This is a genomic window from Thalassovita gelatinovora (assembly GCF_001458355.1).
GTDB classification, from domain to species: Bacteria; Pseudomonadota; Alphaproteobacteria; order Rhodobacterales; family Rhodobacteraceae; genus Thalassobius; species Thalassobius gelatinovorus.
In genome coordinates this window covers 298,762-319,548 of sequence record NZ_CYSA01000025.1, presented here as the reverse complement: position 1 = coordinate 319,548, position 20,787 = coordinate 298,762, and the positions used below count along the sequence as shown (strand labels likewise).

The 20,787-nt window shown below is 58.8% G+C and carries 22 protein-coding genes; 6 read left to right on the top strand and 16 right to left on the bottom strand.

Going from position 1 to position 20,787, the window contains the following annotated elements; translation table 11 throughout:
• Window positions 1–3: 3 nt before the first annotated feature.
• Window positions 4–2,688: an ATP-binding protein gene (locus tag TG4357_RS13830; RefSeq protein WP_058263480.1), complete on the top strand. Its 2,685-nt coding sequence runs from the start codon at window positions 4–6 to the stop codon at window positions 2,686–2,688.
• Between the two features lie 72 nt (window positions 2,689–2,760).
• On the opposite strand, the gene TG4357_RS13825 is transcribed toward TG4357_RS13830, so the two are convergent.
• The 4 genes from TG4357_RS13825 to TG4357_RS13810 form a co-directional block, all read right to left on the bottom strand.
• On the bottom strand, window positions 2,761–3,174 hold the full coding sequence (locus TG4357_RS13825; RefSeq protein ID WP_058263479.1) for a protein tyrosine phosphatase family protein: 414 nt from the start codon (window positions 3,172–3,174) through the stop codon (window positions 2,761–2,763).
• 10 nt (window positions 3,175–3,184) lie between these two features.
• Window positions 3,185–3,643, bottom strand: a complete 459-nt coding sequence (locus tag TG4357_RS13820; protein ID WP_058263478.1) for a YeeE/YedE family protein — start codon at window positions 3,641–3,643, stop codon at window positions 3,185–3,187.
• Window positions 3,643–4,068 carry a YeeE/YedE family protein gene (locus TG4357_RS13815; protein ID WP_058263507.1) on the bottom strand — a complete coding sequence of 142 codons (426 nt, stop codon included), beginning with the start codon at window positions 4,066–4,068 and terminating at the stop codon, window positions 3,643–3,645. The genes TG4357_RS13820 and TG4357_RS13815 overlap by 1 nt, the downstream gene beginning before the upstream one ends.
• 106 nt (window positions 4,069–4,174) lie before the next feature.
• Window positions 4,175–5,038, bottom strand: coding sequence for an MBL fold metallo-hydrolase (locus TG4357_RS13810; protein WP_074646898.1), 864 nt, complete (start codon window positions 5,036–5,038; stop codon window positions 4,175–4,177).
• Between the two features lie 149 nt (window positions 5,039–5,187).
• On the opposite strand from TG4357_RS13810, the gene TG4357_RS13805 reads away from it, so the two are divergent.
• The 3 genes from TG4357_RS13805 (at window position 5,188) to TG4357_RS13795 (ending at window position 7,969) form a co-directional block, all read left to right on the top strand.
• Complete coding sequence (locus TG4357_RS13805; RefSeq protein WP_058263477.1) at window positions 5,188–5,511, top strand: TraR/DksA family transcriptional regulator; 324 nt, start codon at window positions 5,188–5,190, stop codon at window positions 5,509–5,511.
• A 36-nt stretch (window positions 5,512–5,547) separates the two neighbouring features.
• Window positions 5,548–5,763 carry a hypothetical protein gene (locus TG4357_RS13800; protein WP_058263476.1) on the top strand — a complete coding sequence of 72 codons (216 nt, stop codon included), beginning with the start codon at window positions 5,548–5,550 and terminating at the stop codon, window positions 5,761–5,763.
• A 106-nt stretch (window positions 5,764–5,869) separates the two neighbouring features.
• Entirely contained in the window at window positions 5,870–7,969 is a 2,100-nt protein-coding gene (locus TG4357_RS13795; RefSeq protein ID WP_058263475.1) for a 3-hydroxyacyl-CoA dehydrogenase NAD-binding domain-containing protein, read from the top strand.
• Here TG4357_RS13795 and TG4357_RS13790 read toward each other — a convergent pair whose 3' ends face one another.
• Window positions 7,970–8,185 (bottom strand): hypothetical protein, encoded by a 216-nt coding sequence (locus TG4357_RS13790; protein WP_058263474.1) that lies wholly within the window; start codon window positions 8,183–8,185, stop codon window positions 7,970–7,972.
• Between the two features lie 134 nt (window positions 8,186–8,319).
• On the opposite strand from TG4357_RS13790, the gene TG4357_RS13785 reads away from it, so the two are divergent.
• On the top strand, window positions 8,320–8,580 hold the full coding sequence (locus TG4357_RS13785; RefSeq protein WP_058263473.1) for a DUF2312 domain-containing protein: 261 nt from the start codon (window positions 8,320–8,322) through the stop codon (window positions 8,578–8,580).
• Between the two features lie 101 nt (window positions 8,581–8,681).
• On the opposite strand, the gene cobS is transcribed toward TG4357_RS13785, so the two are convergent.
• From cobS to TG4357_RS13730, 11 genes are all read right to left on the bottom strand, one after another.
• The gene (gene cobS / locus TG4357_RS13780) at window positions 8,682–9,653 is read right to left on the bottom strand and encodes a cobaltochelatase subunit CobS (protein WP_058263472.1); all 972 of its coding nucleotides are present in this window, start codon (window positions 9,651–9,653) and stop codon (window positions 8,682–8,684) included.
• 261 nt (window positions 9,654–9,914) lie between these two features.
• Window positions 9,915–10,538, bottom strand: a complete 624-nt coding sequence (locus tag TG4357_RS13775; RefSeq protein WP_058263471.1) for a DnaJ domain-containing protein — start codon at window positions 10,536–10,538, stop codon at window positions 9,915–9,917.
• Between the two features lie 268 nt (window positions 10,539–10,806).
• Window positions 10,807–11,274: a DUF4177 domain-containing protein gene (locus tag TG4357_RS19720; RefSeq protein WP_082644152.1), complete on the bottom strand. Its 468-nt coding sequence runs from the start codon at window positions 11,272–11,274 to the stop codon at window positions 10,807–10,809.
• 116 nt (window positions 11,275–11,390) lie between these two features.
• A complete protein-coding gene (locus tag TG4357_RS13765) occupies window positions 11,391–11,873 on the bottom strand; it encodes a thioesterase family protein (RefSeq protein ID WP_058263470.1) in 483 nt (160 codons plus the stop codon).
• A 286-nt stretch (window positions 11,874–12,159) separates the two neighbouring features.
• On the bottom strand, window positions 12,160–13,671 hold the full coding sequence (gene gatB, locus TG4357_RS13760) for an Asp-tRNA(Asn)/Glu-tRNA(Gln) amidotransferase subunit GatB (protein ID WP_058263469.1): 1,512 nt from the start codon (window positions 13,669–13,671) through the stop codon (window positions 12,160–12,162).
• Window positions 13,672–13,747: 76 nt separating this feature from the next.
• Window positions 13,748–14,953 carry a hypothetical protein gene (locus TG4357_RS13755; RefSeq protein WP_074646896.1) on the bottom strand — a complete coding sequence of 402 codons (1,206 nt, stop codon included), beginning with the start codon at window positions 14,951–14,953 and terminating at the stop codon, window positions 13,748–13,750.
• 285 nt (window positions 14,954–15,238) lie between these two features.
• Complete coding sequence (locus TG4357_RS13750; RefSeq protein WP_058263467.1) at window positions 15,239–15,979, bottom strand: SDR family oxidoreductase; 741 nt, start codon at window positions 15,977–15,979, stop codon at window positions 15,239–15,241.
• A gap of 32 nt (window positions 15,980–16,011) precedes the next feature.
• Window positions 16,012–16,455 (bottom strand): hypothetical protein, encoded by a 444-nt coding sequence (locus tag TG4357_RS13745; RefSeq protein ID WP_058263466.1) that lies wholly within the window; start codon window positions 16,453–16,455, stop codon window positions 16,012–16,014.
• Window positions 16,456–16,557: 102 nt separating this feature from the next.
• Window positions 16,558–19,110: an aminopeptidase N gene (gene pepN, locus TG4357_RS13740; RefSeq protein WP_058263465.1), complete on the bottom strand. Its 2,553-nt coding sequence runs from the start codon at window positions 19,108–19,110 to the stop codon at window positions 16,558–16,560.
• A gap of 129 nt (window positions 19,111–19,239) precedes the next feature.
• A complete protein-coding gene (locus TG4357_RS13735) occupies window positions 19,240–19,446 on the bottom strand; it encodes a DUF378 domain-containing protein (protein WP_058263464.1) in 207 nt (68 codons plus the stop codon).
• Window positions 19,447–19,487: 41 nt separating this feature from the next.
• On the bottom strand, window positions 19,488–19,982 hold the full coding sequence (locus TG4357_RS13730; RefSeq protein WP_058263463.1) for a fasciclin domain-containing protein: 495 nt from the start codon (window positions 19,980–19,982) through the stop codon (window positions 19,488–19,490).
• 164 nt (window positions 19,983–20,146) lie between these two features.
• On the opposite strand from TG4357_RS13730, the gene TG4357_RS13725 reads away from it, so the two are divergent.
• Window positions 20,147–20,740: a helix-turn-helix domain-containing protein gene (locus TG4357_RS13725; protein ID WP_058263462.1), complete on the top strand. Its 594-nt coding sequence runs from the start codon at window positions 20,147–20,149 to the stop codon at window positions 20,738–20,740.
• Window positions 20,741–20,787: the final 47 nt, after the last annotated feature.

The window sequence follows — 20,787 nt, the reverse complement described above, 5'->3', positions numbered from 1 at the left end:
TGGATGGGTGCGCTGAACATCCTTGTTGCGGTCTGCCTGACCTATGTGGCGCTGTTGTTCTTGGTCGCCTTCATGGCCGAACGCGCTGCGCTTCGGGGGCGCGCGACCTGGTTACGGTCGCCGTTGGTCTATACCCTTTCACTGTCGATCTACTGCACCGCATGGACGTTTTACGGCGCGGTCGGGAATGCCGCCCGGTCGGGGCTGGAATTCCTGACCATCTATATCGGGCCGACGCTGGTGATGATCGGCTGGTGGTGGGGGCTGCGCAAACTGGTACGGGTGGGCCGGACCCAGCGGATCACCTCCATCGCGGACCTGATTTCTTCGCGTTACGGTAAATCGCCGTTGTTGGCGGTGTTCGTCACGCTGATCGCGGTGATCGGCACCACGCCCTATATTGCGCTGCAACTACAATCGGTGACCCTGTCCTTCGCGTCTTTCGCCAAGGTCGATCCGCAGGCCATGCAATTTGCCGATAGCGAAGCCACTGCTTTGTGGGTGGCGGGGGGGCTGGCAGTGTTCACGATCCTGTTCGGGACCCGCAATCTTGATGCCAATGAACGCCACCACGGCGTCGTCATGGCGATCGCGGTGGAAGCGGTGGTGAAACTCTGTGCTCTGGTCGCGGTTGGGGTCTTCGTGGTGTGGGGGCTGGGCGGTGGGGTGTCCGAAACCTTGGCCCGGATCGATGCCTCGGACATTGGCACCTGGCAGGTCGATAACGGGCGCTGGGTGGCGATGACGATGCTGTCGGCGGCGGCCTTTCTGACATTGCCGCGAATGTTTCAGGTTCTGGTGGTGGAAAATGAAGATGAACGCCACCTGCGCACCGCCAGCTGGGCCTTTCCGACCTATCTGATGATCATGAGCCTGTTCGTGGTGCCGATTGCCGTTGTCGGGCTCGATATCATGCCCGAAGGGGCCAACCCCGACCAGTTCGTGCTGACCGTTCCGCTTAGTCAGGGCCAGCAAGGATTGGCGATGCTGTCTTTTCTGGGCGGGTTTTCGTCGGCAACGTCGATGGTGATCGTCGCGGCGATTGCGCTTTCGACCATGGTGTCGAACCATATCGTGATGCCGATCTGGCTGAGGATTGCCCAAGGGGGGGCGGTGATTTCCGGCGATGTGCGCCACGTGGTGCTGCTGGCGCGTCGATTGTCCATCGGTGGTGTCTTGGCGCTGGGCTATTTGTATTACCGTTTTTCGGGCGGCGGGGCGGCGTTGACGTCGATCGGATTGATCAGCTTTTCCGGCGTTGCGCAATTCCTGCCGGCGCTGATGGGGGCGATTTTCTGGCGCGGGTCGAACCATACCGGCGCAGTGGCAGGTTTGTTGATCGGTTTCCTGATCTGGGTCTATTCGATGCTGTTACCCAGCTTTGGTCCGGGTGTTTTCCTGTCCGCCGAGGTGTTGGAACACGGGCTTTGGGGGCTAAGCTGGCTGAAGCCGCAGGCGCTGTTCGGCATCGAAGGTATCGATCCGGTGGTGCATACCGTGCTGTGGTCGATGTCGCTCAACGCAGGCGCATTCGTTCTATTTTCGATTATCAGCTTCCCGCAGCCGCTGGAACGGTTGCAAGGTGCACAATTCGTTAATGTGTTTCAGCATTCGGGCAACCCGCAGGGGTGGTCCGGCGGGGTTGCCCAGGCCGAAGACCTGATGGTCATGGCGCAGCGTATCCTTGGCCCGGTTGAAACGCAGACTTTGTTTCAGAAGGCGGCGTTGGAGCAAGGGCTGGTCGGCTTTTTACCCGAACCGACGCCGGATTTCCTGCAACGCCTGGAACGCGAACTGGCCGGATCGGTGGGGGCCGCCACGGCCCATGCGATGGTGTCCCAGATCATGGGCCGGGCCACGGTTTCGGTCGAAGACCTGTTGGCGGTGGCGGATGAAACCGCGCAGATGATGGAATATTCCAGCCAGCTGGAGGCGAAATCGGCCGAACTGAGCCGCACCGCGCGGCAACTGCGCGCCGCCAACGAAAAGCTGACGAAGCTATCGGTCCAAAAAGACGCCTTTCTCAGTCAGATCAGCCACGAATTGCGCACGCCGATGACGTCGATCCGATCGTTTTCCGAAATTTTGCGCGATACCGAAGAACTCAGCCCGGCCGATTTGGAAAAATATGCCGATATCATCCATCAAGAAGCGATCCGCCTGACCCGGTTGCTTGATGATTTGCTGGATCTCAGCGTGTTGGAAAATGGTCAGGTCAATCTGAATATCCGACAGGGGGTGTTGCAAGACTTGATCACCCACGCGATAGCCTCGACCGGTGCGGAAAGCAGCGGTTTGAACATCCATCGCAGCGGCATATCAACCGATATTCTGATGGAAACCGATCTTGACCGGCTGGCACAGGTTTTCATCAACCTGATTGCGAACGCGCAGAAATATTGCGACGCGGATCAGCCCGAATTGACCATTCAGGTGACTGAACGCGACAATTATCTGATTGTCGATTTCATCGATAACGGATCGGGCATTCCGGCGCAGGCACAGGATATGGTATTTGAAAAATTCAGCCGGGTCAGCGATCGCCAAGCGGGCGGTGCCGGGCTGGGATTGGCGATCTGTCGTGAAATCATGGCGCGTCTGGGCGGCTCTATTGCCTATTTGCCGGGACAAGGCGGTGCCGCGTTCCGGGTCAGCCTGCCGATCAAGATGAAAATGGCCGCGCAATAAACCGGTTCGAAAACCCTGTCGCGCGGGGGACAGATATTCGTTGGTCGCCTCGGTCCGCGTCCGGGGCCGGGATCACCCTTCCAGTTGTGGCCGCAACTGATCCAGCATGTAACCCGCTTTGGCCGCCGCCAGCAAAATATCGTCGGCGCTTTGCTTGCCAGCTTGACCCAAGGCCCAGATCACCGTGCTGCGGGTGCCCGAGGCGCAATAGGCCAAAACCGGACCTTCCGCAGTGTCGGCCAGATTTGCCTGCTTGGCGATATTTTCCGGGGTCATAGTCTGATGGGTCAGGGGCAGAGCGGCAAAGCTCAACCCCTGCTCAATCGTCGCCGCTTCGATGGTGGCGGCGTGATGGGATGGGGGCACTTCCTCATCCGGTCGGTTGCAAATCACCCCCACGAAACCCGCCGCCTTGATGGCGGGCAAGTCTTCGACACTGATTTGCGGCGAAACGGCATAGCGGGGGGTGATCTGTCTGATATCCATGACGACAGGATTATTCTGCTGGCGTCTGGGTGTCCAGAGCAGAAGACTTTTCCATGCTGTCCAGCAGGCTACGCACTTTCGGGGCCAGCAGCATCCCGACCAGCATCGCCGCAACAAAGATCCAATGGTTCACCCCGCCATAGGTCAGCGATGCAATCGACGGCCCCGGGCACAGCCCGGCCAAGCCCCAGCCAAAACCGAACATAACCGATCCGAGCACCAGATTGCGGCCCAACCGCGGTTCTGGCGGGGTCGGGAATGCACCCCCCACCAAGGGTTTGCGTCCGGGGACAAAACGCCAAGCAATCGCCATCGGGATGATGGCGCCCCCCATGACGAAGGCCAAAGTGGGATCCCAGTTGCCGAACACGTCGAGCCACCCTTGCACTTTGGACGTATCGGTCATGCCCGAAATGAACAGACCCGCGCCGAACAATCCGCCGGCGATGAAAGCATAGATAAGACGCATCAGACCCACCCCAGCATATGACGGAAAATGATCACGGCGAAACCGCCCGCCATGATATAGAACACGGTGGCGACAAGACCGCGCAGCGACAACCGGGAAATCCCGCAAACGCCGTGCCCCGATGTGCAGCCATTGGCGATCCGCGTACCGATGCCGACCAACAGACCGGCGGCGACGATGACGGCAATATTGCTGGTGATATGGGTGTCGACAGCGCGATACATCGGATAAAGCGGGATCGGCAGCAGGAACACACCGGCCAAGAACACAACCCGCTCTTTCCAAGTATCAAGCCCGCTACGGTCCACCAGACCGCCGATAATACCGCTGGCGCCCATGATCCGGCCATTGGCCAGCAAATAAACGGCACCGCCCAGACCGATCATAAGGCCGCCAATCAGCCCCCAGATCCAATCGACGGGAATAGTCTCCAACATCGCGTTTCCTTTCCTGTTAGATGTTTTTTAACCCAAAACGCCTTCTGCCACCGGCGTTCGCTCCGGTGGCAGAAGGTTTGTTCTGTTTATGCGCTCAAAGTTTGTTGACCGGCACTTTCAGGAACACATCGCCCTGTTCGTCCGGTTCGGGCATCTGGCCCGCGCGCATGTTCACTTGCAGCGACGGGATGATCAGCTTGGGCATTGCCAGCGTCGCGTCGCGGGTGTCGCGCATTTCGACGAAATCGTCCTTGGTTTTGCCTTCGCCGACATGGATGTTCTTGGCCTTCTGTTCGCCCACGGTGGTTTCCCAGGCAAATTCGTCGCGGCCGGGTGCCTTGTAATCGTGGCCGACGAAAATCCGGGTTTCATCTGGCAGCGCTAGAATTTTCTGGATCGATGCATATAGCGTCTCCGACGACCCGCCGGGGAAGTCGCAACGCGCGGTGCCGAAATCGGGCATGAACAGCGTGTCGCCAACAAAGGCGGTGTCGCCGATGACATAGGTCAGGCAGGCCGGGGTGTGGCCCGGTGTGTGCAAAACATCGGCCCGCAACTGGCCGATATGGACACTGTCACCTTCGACGAACAACTCGTCAAACTGGCTGCCGTCGCGCTGGAATTCGGTGCCTTCGTTGAACACCTTGCCAAAGGTGTCCTGAACGATCTTGATCCGGTCGCCGATGCCGATCTTGCCGCCCACCTTTTCCTGAATATAGGGGGCTGCGGACAAGTGGTCTGCATGCACATGGCTTTCCAGCAGCCATTCGACCTGCAGACCCTCTTTTTGGACAAAGGCGATGATTGCATCGGCCGATTTGGTATCGGTTCGGCCCGAAGAATAATCGAAGTCCAGAACCGAATCGATCACGGCGCAGGATTTGCCATTCGGATCCTGAACGACATAGGAAATAGTGTTGGTAGCTTCGTCGAAGAATGCGGTTACGATTGGTTTCATGATCGGGGTCCTCCGTTTCAAAAGAACATATAATAAAAACTGCATATGTTGCAAGTCAAAAAATCGAAATACCGCTGTATTGACCTGTATCAAGGCCAATGCAGCGGTCAATCACTAGGTGTTTCGGGGGTATCAAGAGGAGCGCGTAAATGACAACGATCAAAGACCGTAAGGCAGCGTTGCTGAAACGGTTGTCGGAACTGGACAGCCGATTGCATGCGATTGAATCGGAATTGGACGAACCGACCACCAAAGACTGGGACGACGCCGCAACCGAACGCGAAGGCGAGGAAGTTCTGGAACACCTTGGCGCTGCCGGGCAGAATGAAATCAAGCGAATCCGCGCTGCGCTGAAAAGGATTCGCGAAGGCGACTATGGCATCTGCGTTGAGTGCGGCGATGAAATTTCATCCGAACGTCTGGATGTTCTGCCCGACACACCGTTTTGCAAAGCATGCGCCGCATCGCACTGAGAAACCGGCAAAGCACACTGGAAGAGGAGACCTCGTATGACTGAACAAAAGTTCCTGGAACTCATCGAAAAGCTGGAAGCTGAAGTCGAAGAAGTAAGTGAAGCGAAGCGCGCTGAAATAAAAGTCCGGCTTCAAAGCGTGATCGAACAGATGCAAGCCGAGGGCGTTCATGTGCCCCAGCGTGTGCGTCTGCTCGAAGAACGCCTGACGGACGAAGTGGTTGAATCGATGTTCGACAATATGCCCGTCTGACCGGTTTCAAAGGACAAGCCAAAGGAAAGGCTTGCACTTTTATGGATCCGTTTTCACACTGCCGGAAACATTCCGGCAGTGTTTTTTATGACGAAAGAGGTCCATCGTGACAAAACTGGTCCAGACCGAACAGCAAGACGGTGTTGCGATTGTGACGCTGCACAACGGACCGGTGAATATCCTGTCAAGAAATCTGCGCGTGGCTTTGATCGAACGGATCGCCGAATGCGCGGCGGACACTTCGGTCCGGGCAATCGTTTTGCGCGGGGCGGGGACCGTTTTTTCCTCTGGTCTCGATCTTGGTGAATTGGAATCCAAAGCGGAACAACCCGACCTTGCTGCGCTTTGTTCGGCGGTTGAAGACTGCACAAAACCCGTGGTGGCGGCGCTTTCTGGCTTGGTGCTGGGGGGCGCTGCGGAATTGGCGCTGGCTGCCCATGCGCGGGTGGCCGACAAAACGGTGCGGATCGGGTTTCCGTCTTTTGCAATGGGGCTGTTGCCATCGGCCGGGGCCACGCAACGGCTGCCCCGGCTGATCGGGGCCGAACACAGCCTGATGCTGATCCGGGCCGGGCACCCGTTCCCAATCGATGCGGAAGGGGTTGCGGATCTTGTGGATCGTACCGAACCCGAAGCCTCCGTCGAAGCCGCCATTACCGAAGCGCGGCGCCTTGCGGATCATCCCGACCAGATGCAGCGGGGCAGGGACCGGGTTGATGGCTTTGCCGATCCGGCAGCGTTTCAGGCGGCGGTTTCCAAGCTGCGGCATCAGATGCAAGGGCGCTATGCCCCAACCGAAGCCAAGCTGATCGATTGCGTCGAAGCCAGCATGTTGTTGCCGTTCGAAGCCGGGCTGGCCTTTGAACAGGCGGCTGCCGAAGACTGCCGCCAGTCGGCCTATTCGCGGGGGTTGCGGCACGCCCATCAGGCGCAGCGGCGGGCGTCGAATTTTCCCGAACGGTTGCAGGCGGACCCCCGCAAGATCGAAAGCGTCGGCATCATCGGCGGCGGTGTGTCCGCCACCGGCATTGCGGCGCTGGCGGTGCTGAAACAGCACAAGGTGGTTTTGTTCGAACGCACCGAAGAGGCCGCCGCCGAAGCGCTGTCACGAATCAAGGCGACATTGCGGGCTTTGGGGGCGGGCGACCGGTTGGACGACCTGCTTGGGCATCTCACCACCACGGTTGATCTGCGCCAGATGTCGGGTGCCGATATGCTGATTGAAGCCGTGGCGGAAAATCCCACCACCAAGGCGCAGGTTTTTGCCGCGCTGGATCAGGTGGCGCGCGACGATGCGATCCTGGTCAGCAATTCCGCCTTGTTGTCGATCGATGAAATCGCGGCCGCCACCAAGCGCCCGGCGCAGGTGATCGGTATGCATTTCCATGCGCCGGTACAGATGACCACGCTGGCCGAAGTCATCCCCGGTGCCGCCAACACCGCCGAAACCATCGTCACGGCAGCCGATTTTGCAGCCGGGCTTGGCCGGGTGGTGGTGCGCTGCGGCACCGGCGGCGGTACGCTGGGTGAACCCATGCTGATGACATTGCGCGATGCCGCGATATTCCAGTTGCAGCAAGGGATCAGCCCCTATGACATCGACCGCGCCCTGATCGATTTCGGTCTGCCGAATGGCGTATTCAAAGCGATCGACCGGCTGGGACTCGATGTGGTTGTGAAGCGAATGCATCTGCTGCACGGGATCAAACCCCAATCCGGTGCAATCGATGATCTGTTGCAAAGAATGATCGCTGCCGGCTATTCGGGGCAGCGCGACGGTAAGGGATTTTACCGCTGGGATGACCATATGGCCGCGCATCCCGATCCAGATATCGGGGCCGTTCTGGGACGTGATTTGAACCGGATCCGGCCGGGGGGCGCCGATTTGGCGCAGATACAGCTCAATTGCCTTGCCGCTCTGGCCAATCAGGGGGCGAAACTGCTGCGCAGTGACGCTGCGCTGCGGCCCTCGGATATCGATGCGGTGATGGTGCTGGGCCATGGTTTCCCGCGCTATCAGGGTGGGCCTATGAAAGCCGCCGATATGGCCGGGCTGTTCCACATCTTGCAGGAATTACGCCGCTGCACAGACGCGCTGCCCGCGCTCTACGCTCCCGAACCGGGCATTGCCGCATTGGTTAGAAATGGCGAAGATTTCGACGCGCTGAACCGGCTGGGCCGCAACCGCCGCACGATCCCGGAGTGATCAGCCCAGAAAGATGCCCAAGATCACCATCATCAGCCCGATCACCGATAAAAACAACGCGCCCAGATTGAGCGGCACCACGCGTTGCACCGCCGCGCGCAGATCGTCGTCGCTCAGCCCGGCACGTTTCGCCGCTGCGATCTTGAAGATGCACCACAACAGACCGGCAAGCCCGGCAATCGATATCGCGGCACCGCTCCAGATCAACACGTCCATCGCCCGTTCTCCTCTGTTTGTGTCGACCTAACGGATCACCGTCGTGTTGGCAACGTGGCGCATTTTCGCAGGCCCCTCTTGCGGGGCGCGGGGCAGGGCGATAGGGAAGACCAAACCCAGACGGAGGCAGTTTCATGGATGAATCTTCAATCGACGCCAGCTATCGCGTGACCGCAGACGAACTGCGCCAGTTCATCGAACGGTTCGAACGGCTGGAGATGGAAAAGAAAGACATCGCTGACCAGCAAAAAGAGGTCATGGCCGAAGCCAAGGGCCGCGGTTACGACACCAAGGTGATGCGCAAGGTTATCGCCCTGCGCAAGCGCGATCAAAACGACATCGCCGAAGAAGAAGCGGTTCTTGAGATGTATAAAGAAGCGCTTGGCATGAGCTGAGCGACCGGCCCGGCGTGATGCCGGGCTTTCCCAGATCAGTGATCAAACTAAAAAAGCCTCGCAAATCTGCGAGGCTTTTTCCTTCAGTGATGCGGGCTGAATTACAGCATCGCCATGCTGGCAGCACTTTCGGGCAGTTCTTCGTCGAAACAGCGCTGATAGAACTCGGCCACGGTCTGGCGTTCCAATTCATCGCATTTGTTCAGGAAGGTCAGGCGGAACGCATAACCGACATTGCGGAAAATCTCGGTGTTCCAGGCCCAGTTGATCACCGTCCGCGGGCTCATCACCGTCGACAGTTCGCCATTCATGAACGCGGTCCGGGTCAGATCGGCCAGCGTCACCATCTGGGCCACGGTCTTGCGGCCCTTTTCGGTGTTGAAATGCGGAGCCTTGCCCAGAACGATCATCGTTTCCGCGTCATGGGACAGGTAATTCAGCGTTGCGACCAGCGACCAACGGTCCATCTGGGCCTGGTTGATCTGCTGCACCCCGTGATAAAGCCCCGTGGTGTCGCCCAAACCCACCGTGTTGGCGGTGGCGAACAGCCGGAAATAAGGGTTCGGCGTGATCACTTCGTTCTGGTCCAGCAACGTCAGCTTGCCATCATGTTCCAAAACCCGCTGGATCACGAACATCACATCGGCGCGGCCTGCATCATATTCGTCGAACACGATCGCGGTCGGATTGCGCAGCGCCCAAGGCAGGATGCCTTCGTGGAATTCGGTGACCTGCTTGCCGTCTTTCAGCTTGATCGCATCCTTGCCGATCAGGTCAATCCGGCTGATATGGCTGTCCAGGTTGACCCGCACACAGGGCCAGTTCAGCCGCGCCGCAACCTGTTCGATATGGGTCGATTTGCCGGTGCCGTGATAGCCTTGGATCATCACCCGGCGGTTATGCGCAAACCCGGCCAGAATCGCCAGCGTGGTATCGGGATCGAATTTGTAGGTCGGATCGATTTCCGGCACACGGTCAACGCGGTCGGCAAAGCCTTTCACGGCCATATCGGTGTCGATTCCGAATACGTCACGAACGGAGATGTTTTCGGTGGGTTTCGCGTTGCTGTCCATCGTGCCGTCTGCCCTATCAGAAAATACTTACGTTTCGGAACCGAAAGTTCCGACCGTTGTGGTGCAACATATAGACCCCGAGGGCAAGGGGGCGCGGCAATTTCCGCGACGTTGATCGCCGCCATTGCGTCCTTTGTGCCGGATATGCCGGTTATTGCCCCGGCGCGCCCTGCTTTCCCCCGGCAAAATGGCCGTAGCCTGACGGTGGATAAAGCGGGGGGAGTCCACCGCGTTTTCCAAGCCTCGCAGGCACCGCCGATTTTACTTGAAGCTGCGGCTGTCCTTCAGCTGCTCCCAGGCCCACATGACCTCCTGCAACTGGTCTTCCTGGCTGCGGTCGCCGCCATTCATATCCGGGTGCAGCACCTTGATCAGCTTTTTATAGGCTTTGCGGATCGCTGCCTTGTCCCAGTGATCCTGCGCTTCAAGGATTTCCATTGCGCGCCGTTCGGTTGGTGGCAGCCGTCGACCGCCGCCATTCGACTTGCCCGGATTCTGGGTGGCGTTCTGGCCCAGAACCTGATGCGGATCCTCAATCCCCAGCCGCGCCCAGGCGCGGGCCTCGGGGTCATCCATCCGTTTGGTTTCGCGTTCCCAGACCTTGTCCTTGGAATGCTGCGCATTCATCTCCGCTTCGGTCTTGCCGTCGAAGAAACTCCATTTCAGATTGTATTCGCGCACATGGTCTTTGCAGAACCAGCGGAATTCATCCAGCACATCCGGCGCTTTGGGCGCACGGTATTTTCCGGCTTCCTCGCAGCCTTCATGTTCACAGACGCGTACAGAGGTTTCGGTCGCACCCGACATGCCGCGTCGTCCGCGCGGGTTTTTCTTCTTGGCGGACTTCACCGTCATGTCGAACCCGAAGGGGTCTGATTTTGCCATTTTGGATCACCTATTCGACTCGGACCGTGGAGTTTAGACCAATTCGCGCCAGATTGAAGGGGGCAGGACTGAAAATGCGCAGAAATCTGCAAACGGGTCGGGATTGGCCCAAGCGGGTGTTTCACGCAGACAAGACCGGATCAATGGCTGCATTCTGACCGCAGCCTTGCGGGGGCGGCTGACGCCGCCAATGGAGGGTTGGATGGGCAAGGCATAAATAGGGTTTGCACCTTGGGATGCAAGTCCGACCCAAAAGCGGCACTGGACGTTATTGCTTCCCCTCGCGTTGCAATTGCTGCGCTCGCGATTGCAGAACGCTGCTGATGGCGTCTTCGTCGTCAATCACGTCCTCGACGCCATTGTCGGGCTGCTCGGGTGTCTTCGATACGGTCGTTGCGGGCGCATCGTCCTGCGCCGTTTCATCCTGATCGGCCTCCGGTCGCGGATCGGCGGGTTCTACCCGGCGCGGTGCGAAGGCACTGATATCGCCGGGACGCGGACGACGAAACACCAACAGCGTTCGAAAGGTGGTGGCCGTATGGGTCAGCCCGTGTCGTTCTTCGCTGGGCAGGGTTTCGGCGCGCTGAAATTCCCAGCCGGCAGCGGCCATCTCATTCAGCACCGTTTCAATCGTGTTGGCAAAACGTGCATCAGGCCCCTTGATGCCGCGTGCTTTGGTGCCCCGGGCCGGGGCGGGCACCACCTTGTAGTCATAAAGCGTCATCGCGAAATCCATTCTCAAATCATCAAAAGACTAGCAGTGCATTACCGAAGCTTCAAACCAGAGAGTCGCGAAAGCCACCCGATCGCCGCAGAAAGACCGCGACTGTCGCATCTGGGCCGCGTGACGCCTTAGCCGGATTTATGGCGGATTCCGATGGGTTTGCCGACGAAATCCGGCCGTCCCACGGCATCGTGCTCGGCCCGCATCACCAACACCTTTTCGGCAATATCGGCCGGAAACGGGGCCACCCGCGGCCCGGTCATGTCGATATGCAGCGCCAACCCTTCGGCAGTGGCCGCCAGCCAACCATCTTCGTGATACAGCCACTGGCAGTAATGCAACCGCTTGTCGTCGCTATCCAGCAGCTGGAACCCGACCCGGACCTTGTCGCCCAAATGCAGTTCGCGCAGATAGCGGACATGGAATTCCGCAGTATAGAAGGTCAGCCGACGCTGGGCCGCATAGTCCGCACCAAATCCGATCAGTTCAAAGGCCTGATCGACACCGGTATCGAAAAGAACATTGTAATAGGCCATGTTCAGATGGCCATTATAGTCGATCCATTCGGGCTTTACCTCCATGGGGGAGGCGAGAAATGGGCTGTCTTTCATCGCGCGGCTTACCTTCAATTGCGGTTTTCCACCCCAGACTAAAACCACAAGCCGGGGCGGCGCAAAGGGAAATGCGTTATCAAAATGGACCCCTGTGCCTGGGGCGCCGTTTTATCGCGGCTTCGGCCTGCGGCCTTCCCCTCGGGTTTGCGCTCCGCGCACGGAGTATTTAGGCCAAGATGAAACCAGAGCGGTCCTTGGTTTTCTTCTTGGCAACAATACTCCGGGGGTTTGGGGGCAGCGCCCCCATTCTGCCCCTCAGGGCGCATCCCGTGCACGCCGCTGATTACAGGCCCAGTTTTTGCGCGACCAGCTGATTCACCGCCTTGGGATTGGCCTTGCCGCCGGTGACTTTCATCACCTGTCCGACGAACCAGCCCGCCAGTTTCGGATTCTGTTTGGCCTTTTCGACCTGATCGGGGTTCGAGGCGATCACCTCGTCCACTGCGGCTTCGATGGCCCCGGTATCGGTGACCTGTTTCATGCCGCGTTCCTCGACGATCTGTTCGGGGTCGCCGCCTTCGGTATAGACGATTTCAAACAGATCCTTGGCGATCTTGCCAGAAATCGCATCCGAACTGATCAACCCGATGATCTTGCCCAGCTGGTCAGGCGAAACCGGGCTGTCGCAGATATCCTTGTCGTCCTTTTTCAGACGGCCAAAAAGTTCGTTGATCACCCAGTTCGCGGCGATCTTTCCGTCGCGGCCCGCGGCCACCTGTTCGAAATAATCGGCCGCGTCCACTTCGGCGGTCAGCACAGAAGCATCGTATTCGGACAGCCCGAAACCGGTGACGAAACGGGCCTTTTTCTCATCCGGCAATTCCGGCAACGTTTTTGCGATATCATCAACCCACCCCTGTTCGATTTCCAGCGGCAACAGGTCGGGGCAGGGGAAGTAGCGATAATCATGCGCTTCTTCCTTTGACCGCATCGAACGGGTTTCATTCTTGTCGGGATCGTAAAGCCGGGTTTCCTGATCGACCGTACCGCCGGCTTCGACGATGGCGATCTGGCGCTTGGCCTCATAATCAATCGCGGCCTGAATGAACCGCATCGAGTTCATGTTCTTGATTTCGCAGCGGGTGCCAAGATGGCCGAAATCTTGGGTTTCCATGTATTTTTCATAGGCACCGGGCCGACAGATCGACACGTTCACATCGGCGCGCAGGTTGCCGTTTTGCATATTGCCATCGCAGGTACCCAGATAGCGCAGGATCTGGCGCATCTTGGTGACATAGGCTGCGGCTTCTTCCGGGCCGCGAATATCGGGGCGGCTGACGATTTCCATCAGCGCCACACCGGTGCGGTTGAGATCGACAAAGGACATGTTGGGATCCATGTCATGGATCGACTTGCCGGCATCCTGTTCCAGATGAATGCGTTCGATCCGCACCAACCGCGCCACGCCCGGCCCCATATCGACAAGGATTTCGCCCTCGCCCACGATCGGGTGATAAAGCTGGGAAATCTGGTATCCCTGCGGCAGGTCGGGATAGAAATAGTTTTTCCGGTCAAAGGCGCTTTTGAGGTGAATCTCGGCCTTCAGACCCAGACCCGTGCGCACCGCCTGTTCGATGCAGAATTCGTTGATCACCGGCAGCATGCCGGGCATCGCGGCATCCACGAAGGCGACGTTGGAATTGGGTTCCGCGCCGAATTGGGTCGACGCCCCTGAAAACAGCTTCGCCTTCGAACTGACCTGGGCATGGACTTCCATGCCGATCACAAGTTCCCAATCGTGTTTCGCCCCGGCAATTACCTTGGGCTTGGGGGTCTCATAGGTCAGGTCCAACATCGCGTCCGTCCTTTGTCACGCCGTGTATGCCGCCTTCTAGGACAGGGGCGCAGAAGGGGCAAGAGGGCAGGCGATTTCAGCGCGGGGCGATCACTTGCGGGCCGCGGTCATCGAACACGATCCGGGCACCGCGGCGAATGTCGGCGTCGAAATGACCGGCGATCCGGCGTCGGGCACGGATTTCACCGTCGCGGGCGATGGTTTCCGGGGCGGCGCTGATGCGGTCGGGTCCCTGTTTGGCCATGGCCCAGACCAGCGGATGCACTTCGCGCAGATGATCGCGCAAGATCCAGTCGAACGCGTCTGACAACGTCTTTGCCGATGCCGCGTGGTCCGGGTCCTGAAACCGGTCCTGACGCAATGTCACCGCGCAGAATGCCGCGAAAGTATTGGCGATATGCTGATCGGGGCGGCGGCGCAGAATGTCCTGCATCGCCTCGACGAAAAAATCCGTATCCAGCAGCGCAATCGCCTTGGGATCGACCGTCAGCGCATCCAGATAGGTCCAGGCATAGCCGCCCATGCCCCAGATGTCCTGCGTCATCGCCGCGGCGCGGCGGGCACCGATTTCCAGCTGGTTGTAGCTGCCGAACCAGCGCGGCAACAGGTGGTTGCCAAAGGCACGCATATGGCGCGGATTGGCCGGGTCCAGATCGATCAGGTCTTCGTAATCGTCGGCAATGCGTTGCCCGGCACCTTGCTGTGCGGCCAATAACGCACAGCGGGTCGCGGCCAGCGCCGGACTGTCGCATTCAAACGGGCTGTACCGATCGAGTATGTCACCGGCGCGGGCCATTTTCAGGCTGAATTCGCGCCAATGATCCGCAGGGATGTCGCCGGTCCAGCCTTCCCCGCGCCAGGCCCAGGCAGCGTCGATATAGGCGTTGATAACAACCAGCGCGACGCCATAGTCGTCGGGGTGATCGTTCAGAACCTGTTCAAATTCGCGTAACCCGTGTCGCGGGGCGTGTTGCGGCAACAGGCCGGGATCGCTCAGCGCGGTCTGGATCGGGACAACCACGTCAATCCGGGCACCATAGGCCATCAGATCGGCCTTGGACATGCCCCCGGACGTGACGGCGCGGGCCTGATCGTAGGCGCGGATTTCTTGGCCCAATTCTTCCCACATGTCCTGCCGCGCCAAAAATTGGCCGCGCGCTTCCAGGGTGCTGCGGTCGGCTTGTTCGGCGCTGATATCACGTATCGGAATATCCAATGCGTCGATCTGCGGCAGCGGTACGGTGCGCGATCTGGTCTTCTGCGACCGATGGCGCGGCTTCAATGTGGTTGTTTTCAGGAACCGTGGGAGCGTTTTGATGAGGGAGAGTTGTTTGATCGGGGCCGTGAGCGGGTTTTTTCTGTACATACTATTCTTACTGGTGAGGAGTTGCAGAGTGTCCTTGGAAACTGCTGGGACTTTCAGGCCGAAAGAAGGCGCAGGTACGAAGATTGCACGTTCATTTGTGACCGGTTTTCACCGAGAAATATTAGATTTGTATGCAGATCATGGCGTCTGGGCGTCATTGTTTCCGATTGCCCTTAAAAACCGTCGGGAATTTGACGACCGTCAACGGCCCGCTGACACATCCAGAATCGAACGGGTGACATAAGAGGCCCGATCCGACAGCAACCACAGGATCGCTTCTGCGACCTCTTCGGGGCGTCCAGCGCGTTGCAGCGGCACCATGTGGACCAACCGTTGCAGCCGGTCGGGTTCGCCGCCCTTGGCGTGGATCTCGGTTTCGATCAATCCCGGACGCACCGCGTTGACGCGAATGCCCTCGGCGGCGACTTCATCGGCCAACCCTTGGGTAAAGGTGTCGATCGCGGCCTTCGAGGCGGCGTAATCAACATATTGATTGGCCGACCCCAGTCGCGCCGCGGTGGAGGAAACATTCACGATATTGCCGGGGCTGCCACTGCGGCGCATATGGGTGACGGCGTGTTTGGCCACCAGAAACGCACCGACCACATTGACGCTGAAAATCTGCTGCAACCGTTCGGGCGTCATTTCGGTAACCGATGCTTTGGCCGCGACAATCCCGGCATTGTTGATCAAGTCCAGCGCGGTGTCGGGCGCGATATCGGCAAACAAGGCTTCGATCTGGGCCGGATCGGATATGTCGCAGGCGGCGATCTGCGCGGTGCGGCCCGCCGCCCGGACATCCGCCGCGACTGCTTCGGCCCCGGCCCGGTCGCGGCGATAGGTCAGGATGATATCGGCCCCATACCCCGCTGCAAGCCGCGCGCAGGCGGCACCAATACCGGCACTGGCACCGGTGATCAGAATGGTTCTGTCAAGTTTCATCGGATCTGCTCCTGCCGTCTTGGGCGGAACTATCAGGCCGGATTTTGTAGCGCGTCAACCCGGATTGCGCTATGCGCGAACCAGCGGCGCAGGTGCCGGGTCGTGGGCAAAGCAGTGATCGGCAGGCGAACACGACGACCACCGGTCAGTTCAAGATAGGGCGATCCAATCGCGAACGGCCCGTTGCGGCCAGAAATCGACGCGATCCCCGACAACGGGAAAGACCATTGTTTTTCACCGTAATAGACATGGAAATGGTGAGGAGTCACCCAACACCCCGACCGGGTGCTGCTGACGATGCCGCGCCACACCAAAGCGGTGAAGAAGGAAACACACGATACCATAACGGCACCTTGGAGGATCGAAAGGTGTCTGGCGGAAACGAACAGCAAAATCCAAAGCGTGCTCAGGCCCAGCATTTTGGTCCATTGCAACGGATCCAGCCCGTCAAAGTGATATTCTTCGATACGAAACATACATTTCACCCTACTTCCAGATTACGACGAAAATGGGGCAAAGTTTAGTGACCAAAAGGGGAGACGGTCTCAAAACCTCCCCCCTTTGATCGATGTCACGGATCACGCGTTGCGGATGCGGGTCACCATTTCCGTCGTGTCGCGGCTCAACCCCGGCTGAGCCAAAATGCGGTCAAGCTGGGCCAGGATCATCGCTTGCCGGTCCGCATCATAGCGTTTCCAGGTTTCAAAAGCGGAACACATCCGCGCGGTGGTCTGCGGATTGACCGGATCAAGTTTCAGCAACCAATCGGTTAGCAGGGCATATCCCGCACCGCTGGCGTGATGGAACCCGGCCGGATGGCCCGCCAGCGCCCCCAGCGTGGCGCGGAACCGGTTAGGGTTCTTCATGGTGAAATCGGCATGATCCGTCAGCGCCCGTGCAATGTCCGCTGCTTGGTCCGGGTCGCAATAGGCGATTTGCAGGCTGAACCATTTGTCGATCACCAACCGGTCGGTTTTCCACTGGTCATAAAAGGCCTGCACCGCCTTATTTCCCTTGCCGTCGGCAATCAGACAGGCCAAAGCGGCCAATTGCTGGGTCATGTTGTCGGCGCGGTCATATTGCGCCTGTGCCTGTGCGCCGCCATCCATGCGCGAAATCAGTGCCAGCGCGGCATTGGCCAATGCTCGCGCCCCGGCTTGGTCCGCATCCGGGCGATAGGGGCTATCGACCTGATATTGTGCGTAAATACGCGGCAACAGGTCCTGCATATGCTGCGCCATCGCCTGTTTCAACGTCTCGACCGCTTGCCAGATCGCCATCGGGTCGGGCACGTCGCCCAGATCGACCAGAGTCTGGGCCAGATCGTCCTGACCGGGCAGCCCCATCGCCAGCGCGCGGAAGGCCGGATCAAGCCCGTCATCGCGCAAAACCGCCTGCAAAGCATTCAGATAACCGGCATCGGGCGCGGCCCCGTCGCGGATCATTGCGATCAGCCCGTTGCGCGCCAAGGCGCGGCCGGCTTCCCATTTGTTGAACGGATCGGTATCATGCGCCAGCAGGAAGGCGCGTTCTTCGTTGGTGCTGTCGCGTTGCAGGATCACCGGGGCGGAAAAATCGCGCAGGATCGACGGCACCGGTTTGGCCGCCAACCCGTCGAACCGGAAACTCTGTTCCGCTTCGGTCATTTCCAACACGGTGGTCGGCACCACTTCGTCGCCATTGGGGTTCAGCAATCCAACCGCAATCGGGATCACCCGCGGATCTTTCTGATCTTGTCCCGGTGTCGCTGGCGTGTCCTGCTTGAAGTGCAAAACATAGCTGCCGTCTTCAAAGGAATCGCTGACCGACAGACGCGGCGTGCCGGCCTGTTCATACCAGCGCTTGAACTGGCTCAGGTCGCGGCCGGTCGCGTCCTCGAACACTTTCAACCAATCCTCGATCGTCGCCGCATCGCCATCATGGCGGTCGAAATACAGGTCCAGCGCCTTGGCATAGGAATCGTCACCGACCAGCGTTTTCAGCATCCCGATCAGTTCGGCACCCTTTTCATACACCGTAGCGGTATAGAAATTGTTGATCTCGACGAAACTGTCGGGCCGCACTGGATGGGCCAGCGGGCCGTTATCTTCGCGGAACTGGCGTCCGCGCAGGGCGATCACGTCCTCGATCCGCTTCACCGGGGCCGACCGCATATCGCTGGTGAATTGACTGTCGCGGTAAACCGTCAATCCTTCTTTCAGACACAGCTGGAACCAATCGCGGCAGGTGATCCGGTTGCCGGTCCAGTTGTGGAAATATTCATGCGCGATGATCGCTTCGATCCGTTCGAAATTGGCATCGGTGCTGGTTTGCGGGCTGGCCAGAACGCAAGAGCTGTTGAAGATGTTCAACCCCTTGTTTTCCATCGCCCCCATGTTGAAATCGTCCACCGCGACGATGTTGAAGATATCCAGATCGTATTCGCGGCCATAGACGTCTTCATCCCATTTCATCGACTTCTTCAACGCCTCCATGCCAAAGGCGCATTTGTCTTCGTCACCGGGACGGACCCAGATGTTCAATTCGACATCCTTGCCCGATTTGGTGGTGAAACGGTCGGGATGATTGATCAATTCGCCCGCCACCAGCGCGAACAGATAGGCCGGTTTCGGCCAGGGATCGTGCCATTCGGCAAAGCCGTCGCCCTGCGCCACCGGGTTGCCGTTCGACAACAGCACCGGCAGATCGCTTTCGATCCGCACCGTAAAGACGCTCATCACGTCGGGGCGGTCGGGGTAATAGGTGATCTTGCGGAACCCTTGGGCTTCGCATTGGGTGCTGTACATGCCGTTTGAAATATACAGCCCTTCCAGCGCGGTATTGGCGATCGGGCTGATTTCCACATCCGATTCCCAGATGAAAGGCGCATCGGGCACTTCGCAGGTCAATCCTTCCAAAGTCATCTGCGGTGAAACCTCTGCGCCGTCGATCCGGGCCGAATGCAGCCGCAATTCTTCGCCATGCAGAAAGAAGTCTTTGGTCGCGGCGTCGGGGTTGGGCCGGAATGCAATCCGGCTCAGCACCCGAGTATGTTCCGGGCTTAGCCGGAAGGTCAGATGCACGCTGTCCACCAGATAGGAAGGCGGTGTGTAATCCTTCAGATAGATGGTCTGGGGGGCTGCGTCTTTCATCCCGTGCGTCTCCTGTCTGGTGTGGTTTGCGCCGACGTTAGGCGCAGGCAGCAGGGGCTGCAATAGCGGAACACACGGCAACGGCGACGGGCATTGACCCGCCGCCGCATGTCGCGATGTGGCCTGCAATCAGCTGGTTGCGGGCGACATTTGCTTGCTGGCCAAAACGATCTGCCAGACCGCCGACAAACCCACCAGGGCGTAAACGATCCGTGACAGCATGGACCCGTCGCCAAAGATCGCCGCGACCAGATCGAAATTGGCAAACCCGACCAGGCCCCAGTTCAGTCCGCCAACGATCAGCAGGATCAGAGTGATAAGATTAAGCGGTTGCATGATGTCTTCTCCTTTTGTTTCAAGTCAGTTAAGCGCGATGATCAGGGCATCAGTACCTTATCGATCACGTGGATCACCCCGTTCGAGGTTTCGATATCCGCAGTGACCACCTTGGCGTCGCCGACCATTACCGCGTCACCCAACGTGATCGTAACGTCGCTGCCCTGAACGGTTCCGGCCATCATGCCGTCCGACAGGTCGGTCGACATCACTTTGCCCGGCACCACGTGATAGGTCAGGATCGCGGTCAGCGTGTCCTTGTTTTCGGGCTTCAACAGGTCTTCGACCGTGCCTGCGGGCAGGGCGGCAAAGGCCGCGTCGGTCGGGGCGAAGACGGTGAACGGTCCGTCACCTTTCAACACGTCGATCAATCCGGCGGCGGTCAATGCAGCGGCAAGCGTGTTGAAGTCACCTGCCGCGACGGCGGTGTCGACGATGTCGGCTTTGGCGCCATGACCGTCCGCGAAGGCGGCAATCGGTGCGACGGCAAGGGTCAAAGCGATGCTGGCCGCTTTCAGGTTTTGTTTCAAGAACATTGGCAGTCTCCTCAGAAAAGGCGTTGCGTTCAACGCGGTTGTGGGATGATGAATGTCCTGAAAAAGTTTTGCACGAAAGGCACGATTTCGTGATATGAATATAATTGTAACAACATGAAAATTGGCCGCTGGCAGATTTCATTTCAGGAAAAGAAAGGTCACAGATGCTGTCCGAAACGTTGAGCGAAGGGCTCGAAAATTACCGAATCGGTCCAAAAATCCGGACGCTGAGAACGGGCAGGGGCTTGGGGCTGGCCCAGTTGGGCGATCATACCGGCCTGTCGGCGGGGATGTTGTCCAAGATCGAACGCGGGCAGGTGTTCCCGACTTTGCCGACACTGTTGCGGATCGCGATGGTGTTTGGCGTCGGTTTGGAATATTTCTTTGCCGAAGGCGCGATAACGCCAGTGATCGAAGTGCTGCGCGCCAAGGATCGGTTGCGCCTGCCGGATCAGCCCCAGGGCGATCCGACCTATTTCTTCGAAAGCCTCGATTTTCCGGTTTCAGACAGCAAACTCTGCGCCTATCTGGCGGAATTTCCCGCCGCTGCGCCCGGATCAGAACCGCATAGCCATGCCGGGGCAGAGGTTCTTTATGTGATCTCTGGGCAGCTGGAACTGACCATCCATGGCGCGGTGCAGCTTTTGGACCAAGGAGATTCGATCTATTTCGATCCCAGCTTCGAACATACCTATCGCGGTGTCGGCGATCTGCCCTGCACGGCGATCGTGGTCACGACGCCGAAACTGGCGGAATGAGGAAAAAAGCGGCGTGTGCGCTGGCGCAGGGGGCAGCCGCAGTTCTA

What these genes read in the sequence shown, in the direction of transcription:
- TG4357_RS13800 (WP_058263476.1), top strand. Translation starts at nt 5,548, where the DNA reads ATGACTGAACAAAAGTTCCTGGAACTCATCGAAAAGCTGGAAGCTGAA.
- TG4357_RS13750 (WP_058263467.1), bottom strand. Translation starts at nt 15,979, where the DNA reads ATGAAACTTGACAGAACCATTCTGATCACCGGTGCCAGTGCCGGTATT.
- TG4357_RS13725 (WP_058263462.1), top strand. Translation starts at nt 20,147, where the DNA reads ATGCTGTCCGAAACGTTGAGCGAAGGGCTCGAAAATTACCGAATCGGT.
- TG4357_RS13745 (WP_058263466.1), bottom strand. Translation starts at nt 16,455, where the DNA reads ATGTTTCGTATCGAAGAATATCACTTTGACGGGCTGGATCCGTTGCAA.
- TG4357_RS19720 (WP_082644152.1), bottom strand. Translation starts at nt 11,274, where the DNA reads ATGGATTTCGCGATGACGCTTTATGACTACAAGGTGGTGCCCGCCCCG.
- TG4357_RS13730 (WP_058263463.1), bottom strand. Translation starts at nt 19,982, where the DNA reads ATGTTCTTGAAACAAAACCTGAAAGCGGCCAGCATCGCTTTGACCCTT.
- pepN (WP_058263465.1), bottom strand. Translation starts at nt 19,110, where the DNA reads ATGAAAGACGCAGCCCCCCAGACCATCTATCTGAAGGATTACACACCG.
- TG4357_RS13810 (WP_074646898.1), bottom strand. Translation starts at nt 5,038, where the DNA reads ATGAAACCAATCGTAACCGCATTCTTCGACGAAGCTACCAACACTATT.
- TG4357_RS13825 (WP_058263479.1), bottom strand. Translation starts at nt 3,174, where the DNA reads ATGGATATCAGACAGATCACCCCCCGCTATGCCGTTTCGCCGCAAATC.
- TG4357_RS13775 (WP_058263471.1), bottom strand. Translation starts at nt 10,538, where the DNA reads ATGGCAAAATCAGACCCCTTCGGGTTCGACATGACGGTGAAGTCCGCC.
- TG4357_RS13785 (WP_058263473.1), top strand. Translation starts at nt 8,320, where the DNA reads ATGGATGAATCTTCAATCGACGCCAGCTATCGCGTGACCGCAGACGAA.
- TG4357_RS13830 (WP_058263480.1), top strand. Translation starts at nt 4, where the DNA reads ATGGGTGCGCTGAACATCCTTGTTGCGGTCTGCCTGACCTATGTGGCG.
- cobS (WP_058263472.1), bottom strand. Translation starts at nt 9,653, where the DNA reads ATGGACAGCAACGCGAAACCCACCGAAAACATCTCCGTTCGTGACGTA.
- TG4357_RS13735 (WP_058263464.1), bottom strand. Translation starts at nt 19,446, where the DNA reads ATGCAACCGCTTAATCTTATCACTCTGATCCTGCTGATCGTTGGCGGA.
- TG4357_RS13820 (WP_058263478.1), bottom strand. Translation starts at nt 3,643, where the DNA reads ATGCGTCTTATCTATGCTTTCATCGCCGGCGGATTGTTCGGCGCGGGT.
- TG4357_RS13790 (WP_058263474.1), bottom strand. Translation starts at nt 8,185, where the DNA reads ATGGACGTGTTGATCTGGAGCGGTGCCGCGATATCGATTGCCGGGCTT.
- TG4357_RS13805 (WP_058263477.1), top strand. Translation starts at nt 5,188, where the DNA reads ATGACAACGATCAAAGACCGTAAGGCAGCGTTGCTGAAACGGTTGTCG.
- TG4357_RS13765 (WP_058263470.1), bottom strand. Translation starts at nt 11,873, where the DNA reads ATGAAAGACAGCCCATTTCTCGCCTCCCCCATGGAGGTAAAGCCCGAA.
- gatB (WP_058263469.1), bottom strand. Translation starts at nt 13,671, where the DNA reads ATGTTGGACCTGACCTATGAGACCCCCAAGCCCAAGGTAATTGCCGGG.